The organism is Nostoc sp., assembly GCF_036917455.1.
In the GTDB taxonomy this organism is placed as follows: Bacteria; Cyanobacteriota; Cyanobacteriia; order Cyanobacteriales; family Nostocaceae; genus Nostoc.
Genome location: NZ_JBALDK010000036.1, coordinates 23,382 through 36,725, shown reverse-complemented (window position 1 = coordinate 36,725; position 13,344 = coordinate 23,382). Strand labels below are relative to the sequence as shown.

The following is a 13,344-nucleotide window of genomic DNA, read 5'->3' as shown; positions in this document are numbered from 1 at the left end:
AAATATACAGTTTATCAAGACTATGTAAAAACTTTTTAGTATTAGTATAGCTAATGTATCAATCAAAAATAATTACTGATAAATCAGTAATTATTACAACTAAGTGCAAAATTTCGTAATAGTGAATCGATCGCTAAAAGAGTCTATCAAAAAATAGCAAAGATAAGGGTGAAATTAATTGAGCTAGAGGCTTAAAGGCTAGCGCAGTCAAGATATTAGTTTGGGTTTTCTGCTCTATATAGTTGTCAAAAGATAGATGAATCCAGTTCAAAGAGTCCTTGACGAGGAGCAAAGGTGGATGAACGCAGTTCAAAGATTAGTTGACGGAGTTGCAAGGTGTATGAAGCGAGTTTTCTCACTTCTGTCTAATCTCCACTACCTTAATTACCTTATTTACTCGTAATATTGGATACTATAGTCTGGATTTTATTGTTGTTGGGGTGTTCATGTCTGTTTTACATAAATATACTGTTATTCTTCCTGTTAGTCTGAGCATTGCTTTGTTCGTTAGCAGTTGCACCGAGAACAAAGTCTCCCAGTGCCAGCGATTGATTAAAGTTGTGAATGCTGGAACTTCTTTGATTGATAAAAATAAAGGAACGCAAGTGATCACCAGCATACAACTGTCTAAAGATTTAGAATTTGTAACTAAATCGATTAAGGAACTGAATTTAACAGATCCTAAGCTGAAAGAATTTCAAAGCAGTTTTGTCAACATTTTTCAGAATCTCAGTCAAGCGATCGCTAAAGCCGGTAAGGCGCTTGGTGTAACCAAAACAGCAGAAGCCTCGGCATCTGGTAGAGAAAAAATCCAAAAGGCGAGAACTGATATTGACTCAGCACTGACAACGGCTACAACCCTTGGCAAACAGTCAGATGCCTTAGTCAATCAGACGAATAAATACTGTAGTCAGCCAGAATAATCTAGGACTTACGCACTGTACAAACGAATTATCTTGTGTATTAACGTAAATAGGTCGTTTCAGCCTTTTCTAAACCACCCTTTATTAGTTGCGATCGCAAAAAGATAGTTGAAAAATTTAGCCAAAAGCTTTGAAAAGCATACCTGTCATTTCGGCTTTTCTGTCAATGCGTAAGTCCTAGTCCCCCTTTTGAAGGGAGATTTAGGGGGATCTAAAACTTTTGATACCGACAAGAGGACTTTTCAAACATCCTGTTAGAGCGAGTTTGCGTACCCCTGCTCTTAAGTAAGCTACGCGCAGCGTCTCCTAGAGAGTGTCTTGCATTCTGATTCCTAAATTCTTCAATCCCTTCATCTTCAACCCCTCAGTGTAGTAACTTTTATCACTCTTTTTTCATAAATCTTCCTGATATACACCAACTTTATCTGTCAAAAGAAATATTGGTGCAAGTCAAATGAAATACCATGAGTGATATTAGTCTACTGATGGCGAGTGTGCTAGCAACAGCGCCAATCTCCGCGCTAAATTTACCAGAAAAGCCTGTAAGTCCTACAGATAATCTGGTGCAGCAGTCAATGCCAGAAAATTTATCTGAAGTTGTCTCATCTGCTGAGATTACACCGCCTGAATTTGTGCAGCCAGATATAACTACCTCACCAGCAATCAAGCATAAGTACGAAAATATACTTAAAAAAAGTAGAGATAAAATTCAATTCATAAGTTCCCCTAACTTACCTGAATTAAAAAATATTCAGCCTGTAACAGAAGTTGCACAGAACCAGGAAAACACAGAAGAATTCTCTCTATCTCCTCAGTCTCCAGATTCAGACAACCCAATGTCTCAAGTCACTTCGGTGTCGCAACTTAAGGACGTGCAACCTTCCGACTGGGCTTTTGCTGCTTTGCAATCTCTAGGAGAACGCTATGGCTGCATTGCGGGATACGATGATGGGACTTATCTAGGAAACCGCAATATCAGCCGTTATGAATTTGCAGCTGGTTTAAACGCTTGCTTAGAGAAGATTAACGAAGCAATCGCAAATAATAAAATTAATACTGTTAAGAATGAAGATTTAGTCCTGCTACAAAGGTTACAGGGCGAATTCAAAGCAGAGTTGCTGCAATTACAGCAGCGTGTTGAGACTGTAGAAGAACGAACTACTGAATTACAAGCCAATCGCTTTTCCACAACTACCAGATTATTTGGTCAAGCCATTTTTAGCGTCCAGGGAACCAATAGCCCCGATATCGATTTGTTTCCTAGAGATGGAGTCCCTGAACGCCAGGGAAAAACCAATCTGACTTTCACAAGTAGCGCCCAACTAACCTTAGCAACTTCATTTACAGGGCGAGATTTACTCTTAACAGGGCTGTCTGCTGGTAATTTAGGTTCTAATGCCTCGTTGCTATCTACCAATATGGGGCGGTTGGGTTTCGAGTCAAATACAGACAACAATCTAGTTGTTAGTGAACTATCTTATCGATTTCTCGTCTCGGAACGCTTGGGAATTGTCGTAGGTACGGCGGGAGTCAACCCCATCAACACCTTTCGCGGTATTAGCCCTTTAGAAGGTTCTAGCGACGGCGCAATTTCTCTATTTGGTCAGCGTAACCCGATTTTAAGTATTGGCAATGGCACTAGTGGTATAGGCTTTGATTGGCAGATTAGCGATCGCATCAGTTTGCAAGGCGTTTATAGTGCGGAAATAGCCAATTATTCTGGCAACATCAACCAGGGCGGATTATTTGGCGGTAGATTGACTGCTGGCGCTCAGTTAAGTTTAGCACCCACCAATAATATCGATATCGGCGTACATTATCTTTATTCTCACTCCCCAGATGGCTTACTGGGAAGTGGTATTGGCGATTCTCAATTGATTTCGCCTTTTGCAGATGCTACAGCTTTCAATACCCAAGCCATTGGTGCTACCGTTGCTTGGCGAATTAATCCTAACTTGCAGTTAGGCGGTTGGGGTGGCTTTACTTCTTCCAAACCATTAAACCTTCCTGGAAGTGTAGAAACTACAAATTGGATGGTGTTTGCAGCCTTTCCCAACTTGCTGCGTCCTGGAAATTTAGGAGGCGTTCTCGTCGGACAACCGCCCAAAATTACTTCAAGTACCTTACCAAATGGCTTCAATTTTCCCAACTTTTCTGATGGAGGAACAGCAGGGGGACGTAGTGACACATCAATTCACGTAGAACTTTTTTACCGCGCCCAATTAAGCGACAATATCGCCTTGACTCCAGGCTTATTCGTTATTTTCAATCCCGATCACAATGCAGCTAACGATGCATTAGTTGTTGGAGCATTAAGAGCAACCTTCCGGTTTTAATTTTGTACTGATGTAGATGTAATAAAATACGCTATTTTCATACTAATTTATTCAGTACGAAATGCTTTTATTGCCCAATGAGAGCAAGAAAAACCCGTGCGTGTTTTTTTTGATATGTGATTAAAGGAGCAAATTTTTCATGAAATTACATTCATCAACTAAATTAGGTTGTGTTGTTCTTAGCAGCAGCAGTTTAGCCGCAGTCATCATCGCTTCATCTGGAACAAGTGCTTTTGCTCAAATCACCATTCAAAGCACTGGTACATTATCAGGGACTATCCAACTTCCCAGTATTAATCCTAATTTCAATGGCAGCACGACTCGCGTTGATACAGACGACACAGGCACTTACTCGCGGAACTTAGGAACTAAAAACAATCCTAATTACGTTCCTGTATACAAGTCAGGCTATGTAAAAATAGAAACACGCAAGGATGGTAGTCTGCATTATTTTGTTGACTTTAAAGGCATTCCGATTGTCTCCTTTAATGGCGTTTTGACTTCGCCGATTCTCTCTGGCGGTGAGTTGACACCCTATAAATACCAGGGAAAATTAGCCGGAACCACATTTCAAGGAGTGGTTCAGGATGAATTTAATCTCACAAAAGCTTTATACACTGGTATTGTCACCGATCCAAACACTGGAAATCAGTATCAGGGTACTTTTGAAGTGAGTGGATATGGAGTCAGATATAGCGATCGCAATGGTGGTGCAACTCCCACAGTCTTTGATTTCAAGTCGGATATCCCAGGTTCGCCAAAGGTGACATCTTTGGAAATGACTAACTCCCCCCTAGCAAGAATAACAATTAAAGTACCTGCAACTTCAACCCTAATAACTCCCGCACCCGTAGTTACTGGTGGTAGTACGCCCACTCCCCCACCCGTAGTTACTGGTAGTAGTACGCCCACTCCCCCACCCGTAGTTACTGGTAGTAGTACGCCCGCTCCCGCACCCATAGTTACTGGTGGTAGTACGCCCACTCCCGCACCCGTAGTTACTGGTAGTAGTACGCCCACTCCCGCGCCAGTAATTGCTGCTACTAACACACCTACTCCTGCACCCGTAGTTAGTAGTAGTAACACTACTCCTACATCTGTAGTTAGTGATGGTAGTGCGATCGCTTCCCCGACACCGACAACCTACACATCTGCCTCTAATTCCCCATCACTTTCCACTACACCTAATATTGAATTCAGTAACGGTAATTCCCTAGAGGTTAACCCTGCAACCCTTGTTCAAACTGCTTGTTCGCCGGATTCCACCAATAGCTGTACGATACCCGTTTCACCCAAACAAGCGATCGGCCCCCGTAGTCGAGTGCTACTGCATTAGTGATTTGAGAACTTCTTTTGCCCTCCTTAAAACAGGGGGCAAAATGAAATCAATATAGTAGCCAAGATAGGGGCAACATAGTTCTTCGTGGCGTTTTTGTTGCTTAGGCTTCGTTTCGGTAGGAGATTTTACCCTGATGATTTTCTGGCTATACTAGGGATTTAAGCTGATTGATTGATAAATTTCATTCCATAGCATGAAAGATACAAAAACTTTAAATTTCAGACATATATCAGTGTGCATTTCCTTTTAAGTGACACAAAAGCCTTGTCTGCTCTTAGAGTAAATAAATTTCCTTGGGGGTAAAAAATTTTATCAGTCAATCACTGATGTTAACACTATAGAGTGAATCTAAAACAATTAAACGTCTTCTGAGTTAGCACCTATGAAAGAAGAATTGATAGCCAGAGTTCTACAGGTTTTGCAAATTAATATGAGTTGGATGACTTGGAATTTATTTCTGGCTTTTATACCTTTGGCTTTGAGCGTGTGGTTATTTCGCATGAGGCGAGGTGGCACTTGGCTTTGGTGGCTAGGATTTTTAGTTTTCTATGCTTTCTTACCGAATGCACCTTATTTGTTGACTGATGTAATTCACTTGATAGATGATATCCGCACGATTCAATCGGTGTGGATGATTACTTTAGTACTAATTCCTGTGTATTTGGTAGTAATTCTAGGTGGATTTGAAGCTTATGTAATATCGTTAATTAATTGGGGTCACTACTTACATCGGATCGGTAAGAGCCAATGGATTTGGCGCGTTGAGTTGATTACACATTTTCTCTGCGCTGTTGGTGTTTATTGGGGACGATTTTTGCGTTTCAACAGTTGGGATTTTATTACTCAACCCGATGCTGTAATAACCAAAGGAGTAGAAGAAATTCTCGGTAAACAGCCCCTAGTAATTATCGCTATCAGCTTTGTGGTACTTGCCGGTTTGTACTGGATTATGAAACGAGTAACTTTAGGTCTTAGCCAATCAGATAGTAGAATCGGGATAAACTCAGGAAACACAAAGTCTAAGACACCAAACATTTGATGTTCTTTAAAATTGTCGATCGCGCATTACACGAGAAACTGCGATCGCAACCTTATTAAATGGTGGCACGGTTTACACTGTTCCTCCAAAACAGGTTCCAAATAGCACACCTGTTGTAGCAATTTACCGATATTGAACATTTTGATGGTGTTGTATAAAGTTGAATGTGCTATGTACAACACCAACGATGATTATGATTCGCTCCTTTATTAGTCAATCTCTAATTGCTTTAGGTCTTTTGAGTGCAACGGCTGTATTTACCCAGACTGCAACAGCAGAAACAATAACTGGGCAATCGGGGAATGTACGGGCAGAAATATCTTATGACAAGCCAGAAGAATATCAGTATAAAAATGTCCGGCTGAAAATTATTCGAGCGGATAAAACTATTTTGGATTGGAAGCTCCCACAAGAAAATGAATATGACAGACCTCTAGGAAATCTATCTGGAAAAGAAAATAACTTACCAGTGCAAGACTTGGATGGTAACAAAGAACCAGAAATAATTGCCGATTTCTTTACAGGTGGAGCGCACTGTTGTACTTATTCATTGATTTACCGCTACGACAGCAAATCCCAAAAGTATCTGAAAACTCGTCATGAATGGGGCAATGGTGGCTATCAACTCAAAGATTTAGATAATGATGGACTGCCAGAGTTTGATAGCCGAGACGATCGCTTTGCTTATGCTTTTACAGCTTATGCTGACTCTGACTACCCCCTGCAAATTTGGCATTATCGCCAGGGTAAAATGATTGATGTGACTCGTGCTTATCCTAAATTAATTTCCATTCACGCCTCAGAGCGATGGCAAAGTTATACAGAGGCACGGCAACAAGGCGATGATGGCAAGAGCTTTTTAGCTGCGTATTTAGCAGATAAATATCTGCTAGGCCAAGGACAAGATGGTTGGCAGCGAGTACAGCAAGCTTACAAAAAAAGCGACCGTACCAAATACTTCGCCGATTTACGTAAGTTTTTGCGCGAAACTGGCTACATTAAATAAAATTAATTTTTTGCGTCTTTTAATTCGCGGCGGGCTGCTGCTAAAATTAGGCGTTGTTCAGCACGAGCGATCGCCTGATATGTTCGCTCGACTGCTTCCGGTTCCACGGAAATGGAAGTTATCCCCCATTCCACTAATTTATCGATAATTTCTGGATAAAGGGCTGGTGCTTGACCGCAGATTGAACAAGGTATACCGGCACTTTTAGCCATTTGGATCAGTTGAGCGATCGCACTCATAACTGCCGGATGACGTTCATTAAATACTTTTGCTAGCTCTCCTTGTTCTCGATCCACTCCGAGCAACAATTGGGTTAAGTCGTTTGTACCAATAGAAATTCCGCCTGCACCTGCTTTCACATATTCCGGCAGTAAAAACAGCACGCTTGGTACTTCTGCCATCATCCACAGTTGAAACTCTGACACTTCGGTTAAAAGAGCTTGCTCAACTTTGCGACGGCAAAAAACAAATTCTTCTACAGTCCGCACAAAGGGCAATAGTAGATTCACGTTACTGTAACCAGCTTGCTGTACACTTGCTAAAGCTTGTAGTTCTAACTCAAATACTGCGGGATTTCGTAAATAGCTAAAAGTGCCGCGTTCACCCAACATCGACTGCGGCGAAGATTCTAAATTATCACTCAATGATGGTAAATCTTGCGATCGCCAATCCAAAGAACGATAAAAAACTGGTCTTGGTGCAAAAGCATGAGCAAACTGCATAATCTGCTCAGACCAACGCTCTAATAATTCTGCTTTCCGACCGCCTAAAATCCAACTATTGGGATGTAGTCCCTCTAATATATTTAGTACCATCAATTCTGAGCGCAACAATCCCACCCCATCCACAGGGAAGCTTTGTACTTGTTCTATTAAACTGGGCTGGCTCAAGTTAACCAGTAGTTGGGTAGCAATCATGGGTAGATGAGAAGTAACAGGAAGATGGAGCGCTTTGGGGTTGGGGTGATTGGGAAAAAGAATATTGTCTCCTCTCAGTCTCCCACTTTCCTGCTCTCTACCTCTTTCCATCTCCTCCTTTGAGTTTCCCTTGATTCGATAAACTTCTCCTCTGTCACCATCAAGCAACAGTCGTTCGCCAGTTTGGATTAAGGTTGTGGCAGATTTGGCGTTTACTACTGCTGTGATACTTAATTCTCTGGCAAGAATAGCAGCATGGCTGGTTAATCCGCCTTGTTCTGTGATAATACCAGCAACTTGGTGTAGTAATGGTAGCCAATCAGGAGCGATCGTTGGTACTACTAAAATCACTCCCTTGGGTAGTTGTTCGGGTTTCTGTTGCGAATTAGTAATAACTAGGGCAGTCGCGACAACACGTCCTCTTGCCGCCCCTAATCCCCTAATGAAGTGTCCGTGGGGAATTACAGATTGGGGAGAACTAACTTGTGTGATGTAGAGCTTGCTAGATGTGGTTTGTTGAGCAATAGTCCATTTAATTGTAAAGGTTTTACCTAGTTCACTTACCAGTTGAGTTCCCAGAGAAATTATTTGTTGTAAGTATTCTTCTTGTAAAGCGTACTGTTTTTGCTGGGCTTCCTGAAGTACGTAGGTATTCAGACAAGTGCTATCTGGTGTTAGCGCTGAGTTAGGCATGGGTTGCGAAAAAGCTCCAGGTACAGCATTCTCCACACCATAAGCCAGCATTTTATTGCCCAATTGTTGCTCAAGCACAACCCCAGTTTCCTGTTGAATGTAGTAGACATCTGGCTGGACTTCGCCAAGAGCGATCGCAATTCCTAATCCCCAAGTGGCTTCAATTTCCCACCCAGAGGAGTTGGCTTTGAGCAAACCACTGGCGATCGCATTCTCAACAGGTTGCACCAAAACTGCTAGATTTATTTGTTGCAGGTTAATTCCTGCTCGTTGCCAATAGAGGAGGCTTCTGGCACGAAACATCTGGCTCCAGGTACGTTTTAATGCCCAAGCGATCGCTTCCGGTTCGCACTGACAAAATACCGACTCTAGTAAACCAGATACATTCTTTATCGCTGGGGTAGCAGTTGATACTGCCAAAGTCGGTCGAAGAATTAAACAGCCAGTTTGCCATTCCCTAGCTGCTTGGAAAATTGTACTCACCCACTCCTGCGGTACGGTCGCAGTGAGAATTTCTTGGCGTAAGCGACCAGCTACTTGTTGAAGTTGCCGCCAATTAGCGACATCTAGATGTAACGAAGAATGGGGTAAGTCAGCCACTAGTGACTCTGAACTATTAAGATTTTCGAGAAATTGCCGCAAATTTTCTGCCGAAACAACAAAACCAGGTACCACCGGATAGCCACGGTGCATGATTCTGCTCAAGTAAAATGCTTTCTCGCCTACTTTGGTGCGGTCTTGTAGTTTTATTTGGTCTAGCCAGTAGAGTTTATCCACTCAATTTGTTAGTTGTCTATTTGTAGCCACAGCCATTTCCTTCTGATACGTTATGAGCCATAAATCCACTGAATCTCTACTAGCAGAAGTTTCCAGCATTTAGATTTAGGTTGAATTTGCTGACCTTATTTAGTAGTTAATTGTTAATTACACGATGTCTTGCTGTAATTCAACTCCTTTGTAAATCAAATATTTTCCTTCATTTCACCTCCATTGCCTGAAACAGGGGTTTAGTTGTTTGATTGAGTTGTAGATGGCGGTATTATATTTAATTATTGAGTGTATGGGTTAAATCTAGCAATTTAAGGTAAAGTTTTATAGTTCATTGATTTTAAATAGTTTCTCAACTATTTAATCAAGTTAAAATTCACCTCCTTTATACAGATTGCAATCGTTGTCATAATTTGATCGCGAAAGCTTTATTTAGTTTTGGTAGCAAAATATCTTATTGAAAAATAATCTCAATAATGGAATAGTTAATTTACATCTAAAAAACTATCCCCAAATTTATAAAATGTAAATGTAGGACTCAGATTTGATTTTTGAAAAAACTCTGGATAACTCAAAAAGCCTTCTTGCCTACTGCCTGTTAAGCCGAGTAAATTCAAAAATTAAACCAAATTACTGATATAATATAGGCTATAAAATTACACTTACTAAGTATTAAAATATTTTGGCAATATTTTTTTAAAATTACCCCGATCCACTCCGGCAGAAATTTACCTACTTTTAATACAATACGGTTCAGTTAAAACTAAAATCCTTTGTTAAAGTTAATTTTTTTACGTAGACGCTTCGGCTTGCCGCAGGCTACCACAGAGAAGCCAGTGCGCCCTTGCAGTTCCCCGACTTGTAGCAACTGGCGCGACACAGAAAGAAAAAAAACGCTTAACTGAACTGTATTGACCTTTAACAAGAATGTTTTCAAGTTTTGTTAATTGCTAGAATAACTAGATTTACACCATGCTGTAGTATGGATATAAAATTATATACTTCTCTACACCAGACTAAACATTGCCAAATACTTACTATCTAGAAAACAATGATTGGCTAAATATCAGCTTCAGACTATGCCTTGCATTGGTTATCGGGGCAATTATTGGCTTAGAACGCCAAATGAGTCACAAACCGGCAGGTTTAAGAACTCATACGCTGGTGAGTATGGGTTCTGCTGTGTTTACCTTAATAATTATGCAAACGGGAGAACTGCAAACTAGTCCTGATGCACTTAGCCACGTCATTCAAGGGATTGCAGCCGGTGTAGGATTTCTCGGTGCTGGAGAAATTGTGCGCCAATCTTCTCAAGAATCACAGCGACTTGAAATTCATGGACTCACCTCAGCAGCAGCTATTTGGGTTTCGGCTGGATTAGGAATTGCTGCTGGCTGTGGTTTATGGCAATTAGGATTGATTGCTGGTCTGCTGACTTTTTTGATTCTCAAGGTCTTTAAAAGGTTAGAAAAACATCAATAATCAATAGGGAAAATTTTTGACATATACGACTTGTTATGCACGTGAGAACTTTTTACGTAGCCGTCCCAATGGCAACTCTATAAAGTGATAAATCATATATGCCAATCCAACAGAAATTAATAGAGAAATTCCTGCTTGCATAAATTTATGCAATTGGGGAAAGTACATGTTCACTGTGAAAATCACACTATAATGCACAAGGTACAAAGAGTAAGATAGTACACCCAAAAAACGCATCCAGTTTAAATTTAGCAAGGGAAATAATCCCCAATAGGGAAAGCGAATAGCGGTAATAAAAATTGGATATAAAGCAATTCCCTGAATACTATAACGAAAGGTTTGTTGAAATTCAGGGGAGCGATATAAAAATGAAAAAATGATCAAGATTACTCCTATCGGCAGCAATAAATAGTTCCATGTTTTTTTAGAATAATACTGTTTATCCAGCATGGGGTTATTATTAACTGCCAATGCACAACCGAATAGAATACTATCTAACCGAGTATCTGTTGCATAGAATATACGTTCTGAAGATGCTGCAAAACTATAAACCTGAAGACACCGCCAGAGTAAGGTTGCTAAACATAATCCCCAAATAACTAGCATTTGTCTGTGTGGAGTTATACGCAATTTGCGTAGAGCTAGATAAAGCAGGGGGAAAAGTAAGTAAAAGTGTTCTTCGACAGCGAGAGACCAATATACCCCACTACCAGGAGTAGTTCCATTAGGAGAAAAAATTGTATAGTAGTTGTTATAGTGTAAACACTGAGACAAAAACGCTGGTAAACGAATTTCTCCCTGAATAAATCCTAAGACAGTTAAGGCAGCCCCTAAAAACAACACTAGGTAAAATGAGGGCCAAATACGCAGTATTCGTCTTGTATAAAAAAGCTTAAAATCAATAGTTTGATAGCGATCGTACTCTCGCCTAAGAATAGTTGTTATTAAATAGCCACTGAGAAAGAAAAATATTGTTACGCCGAAGCCTCCAGGAAAAAGCTCGGCAACTTTTGCGTGGGATAAAAAGACAATTAAGAAAGCAACAGTTCTTAGCCCATCCAGAGATGGTATGTAGAATTTTGAGTGTGCATTTGCACCAGCCGCAATATCTGGATTACTTTCAGGGGAAGATGTTAAAGGTTTTTCCAAGAATCTTTACTCCTTGATGGTGCAACTAAATAAGTTGAATAATTTGTGAGATAAATAATCCAGTAAGTTATCTGACATACCGCGCTTATACAGACATATTCTATTTTTTTGTAATAATTATTATACAATACTCAAGACAAAATTGTGATATGTAGAGACTAAAAATTGAATAAAAATACTTGTGGCAAACACCACTAACAGGTAGTTTTATCAAAATTCTGATGTTGATAAGATGGTAATGACTGATTAAGTCTTAATCAAGACTAAAATTCTTCAGTAGTTTGTTAACCAACGAAAAACTACAGGTTTTTAACCTTTTATCTATGTGCTATTTGCGTTTACAGGAGTTCAATAAATTACTTTTGAACCACAGAGAACTAAATACACACAGAGAAAAAAGAGATTTTTGGAGTCACTTTGAAAAGAGTAAGGGACTTCCAAATTTTCTTGTGGGATGGGCATCTTGCCCGTCCCCAATATTAGGACGGGCAAGATGCCCATCCCACAAAATGGATAATTTATTTCTTGGAAAGCCCTAATTCTAAATTATTTATTATATAAATCATTATAAATTTGGGATTATTTGTCCTGCTTTCACAAAAATAATTTGGGAGGACTTCAACCACTGGGAATCAAAAGAACCCAAGTGAGTTGTAGTAATCAGGGTTTGAAAGCGGTCTTGAATAGCATCAAGTAATTGGTTTTGGCGGGATAAATCTAGTTCGGCAAGAACATCATCAAGTAATAGCAGGGGTGGTTCTTGGACGATTTCTTCAATTAATTGTAATTCTGCTAATTTTAAGGCTAAAACCAGCGTTCGTTGTTGACCTTGGGAACCGTATTGACGAGCGGGTGTCTGGTTAATAGTTAACTCTACTTCGTCACGATGAGGACCAACAAGAGTAGTGCCTTGGTGCAGTTCGGCAACGGTTCGCTGCTGAATTTTTGCTAAAAAAGCTTGCTGCACTTCTTCTGGATGGTTATTTTCTAAAGGAATATTAGGCATGTACTGAATTTGTAGAACTTCTGTACTGCCACTAATACTGGCGTGCCAAGCACTAGCAATGGGAGCTAATCTTTGGATGGCGCGATCGCGTCTTCTAATTACCCTAGTTCCTGTGGTAGCTAACTGTGCATCCCATACCGCTAATTCTGACTGTAAAGACGTTGCATTTAACGTCTCTACATGGCGTTTTAAAAAGGCATTTCGCTGACGTAGTACATGGTTATACTGATGCAAAATGTGAGCATAAACTGGCTCTAGTTGAATTAAGAGTGTATCTAACCAATTGCGGCGACCTTCCGGGCCGCCGCGTACTAAGTCTAAATCCAAGCTGGAAAACTGCACTGCATTGAGAACACCGAGAAAATCCATTTGACGGCGAATAGATTCACCATTGATAGCAACACTCCGGCGACCATTGCGCCGGAGTGTTAAAGTTAGGTCACTAATACCTGTTTGTCGTTCAAGGGTGGCATTAATTTGGGCTATGGCTTCCCCTTCTTGAACTAAATCGCGATCGCGGGTCATTCGGTGCGATCGCAATGTTGCCAGCAACTCCACCGCCTCCAACAGATTCGACTTTCCCTGAGCGTTATTACCTACCAAAATTGTTTTGGCAGCATTAAACTCAACCTTTTGGTCTTGGTAATTGCGAAATTGTCTGAGGTTTAGAGTTTTCAGGTACATGG

9 protein-coding genes are annotated in these 13,344 nt (G+C 40.5%); 6 read left to right on the top strand and 3 right to left on the bottom strand.

All coding sequences use genetic code 11. From position 1 onward, the window contains the following. The first annotated feature begins 446 nt into the window (after positions 1 to 446). From V7K42_RS03930 to V7K42_RS03910, 5 genes are all read left to right on the top strand, one after another. Positions 447 to 923 carry a hypothetical protein gene (locus tag V7K42_RS03930; protein ID WP_334888901.1) on the top strand — a complete coding sequence of 159 codons (477 nt, stop codon included), beginning with the start codon at positions 447 to 449 and terminating at the stop codon, positions 921 to 923. 464 nt (positions 924 to 1,387) lie between these two features. Beyond that, positions 1,388 to 3,259: an iron uptake porin gene (locus tag V7K42_RS03925; RefSeq protein ID WP_334913732.1), complete on the top strand. Its 1,872-nt coding sequence runs from the start codon at positions 1,388 to 1,390 to the stop codon at positions 3,257 to 3,259. A 139-nt stretch (positions 3,260 to 3,398) separates the two neighbouring features. Beyond that, entirely contained in the window at positions 3,399 to 4,595 is a 1,197-nt protein-coding gene (locus tag V7K42_RS03920) for a hypothetical protein (protein WP_334913730.1), read from the top strand. Positions 4,596 to 4,980: 385 nt separating this feature from the next. Further along, positions 4,981 to 5,637 (top strand): DUF1361 domain-containing protein, encoded by a 657-nt coding sequence (locus V7K42_RS03915; protein WP_334913728.1) that lies wholly within the window; start codon positions 4,981 to 4,983, stop codon positions 5,635 to 5,637. A 187-nt stretch (positions 5,638 to 5,824) separates the two neighbouring features. Further along, positions 5,825 to 6,643, top strand: coding sequence for a hypothetical protein (locus tag V7K42_RS03910; RefSeq protein WP_334913726.1), 819 nt, complete (start codon positions 5,825 to 5,827; stop codon positions 6,641 to 6,643). A gap of 2 nt (positions 6,644 to 6,645) precedes the next feature. Here V7K42_RS03910 and V7K42_RS03905 read toward each other — a convergent pair whose 3' ends face one another. Beyond that, on the bottom strand, positions 6,646 to 9,030 hold the full coding sequence (locus V7K42_RS03905) for a putative PEP-binding protein (protein ID WP_334913724.1): 2,385 nt from the start codon (positions 9,028 to 9,030) through the stop codon (positions 6,646 to 6,648). A 1,014-nt stretch (positions 9,031 to 10,044) separates the two neighbouring features. Between V7K42_RS03905 and V7K42_RS03900 the strand changes: the two genes are divergently transcribed. Then, entirely contained in the window at positions 10,045 to 10,503 is a 459-nt protein-coding gene (locus V7K42_RS03900) for an MgtC/SapB family protein (protein ID WP_334913721.1), read from the top strand. A gap of 33 nt (positions 10,504 to 10,536) precedes the next feature. On the opposite strand, the gene V7K42_RS03895 is transcribed toward V7K42_RS03900, so the two are convergent. Continuing rightward, positions 10,537 to 11,652: an acyltransferase family protein gene (locus tag V7K42_RS03895; RefSeq protein ID WP_334913719.1), complete on the bottom strand. Its 1,116-nt coding sequence runs from the start codon at positions 11,650 to 11,652 to the stop codon at positions 10,537 to 10,539. Positions 11,653 to 12,217: 565 nt separating this feature from the next. Next, a complete protein-coding gene (recF, locus tag V7K42_RS03890; RefSeq protein WP_334913717.1) occupies positions 12,218 to 13,342 on the bottom strand; it encodes a DNA replication/repair protein RecF in 1,125 nt (374 codons plus the stop codon). Positions 13,343 to 13,344: the final 2 nt, after the last annotated feature.

What these genes read in the sequence shown, in the direction of transcription:
- V7K42_RS03930 (WP_334888901.1), top strand. Translation starts at nt 447, where the DNA reads ATGTCTGTTTTACATAAATATACTGTTATTCTTCCTGTTAGTCTGAGC.
- V7K42_RS03910 (WP_334913726.1), top strand. Translation starts at nt 5,825, where the DNA reads ATGATTATGATTCGCTCCTTTATTAGTCAATCTCTAATTGCTTTAGGT.
- V7K42_RS03915 (WP_334913728.1), top strand. Translation starts at nt 4,981, where the DNA reads ATGAAAGAAGAATTGATAGCCAGAGTTCTACAGGTTTTGCAAATTAAT.
- V7K42_RS03920 (WP_334913730.1), top strand. Translation starts at nt 3,399, where the DNA reads ATGAAATTACATTCATCAACTAAATTAGGTTGTGTTGTTCTTAGCAGC.
- recF (WP_334913717.1), bottom strand. Translation starts at nt 13,342, where the DNA reads ATGTACCTGAAAACTCTAAACCTCAGACAATTTCGCAATTACCAAGAC.
- V7K42_RS03925 (WP_334913732.1), top strand. Translation starts at nt 1,388, where the DNA reads ATGAGTGATATTAGTCTACTGATGGCGAGTGTGCTAGCAACAGCGCCA.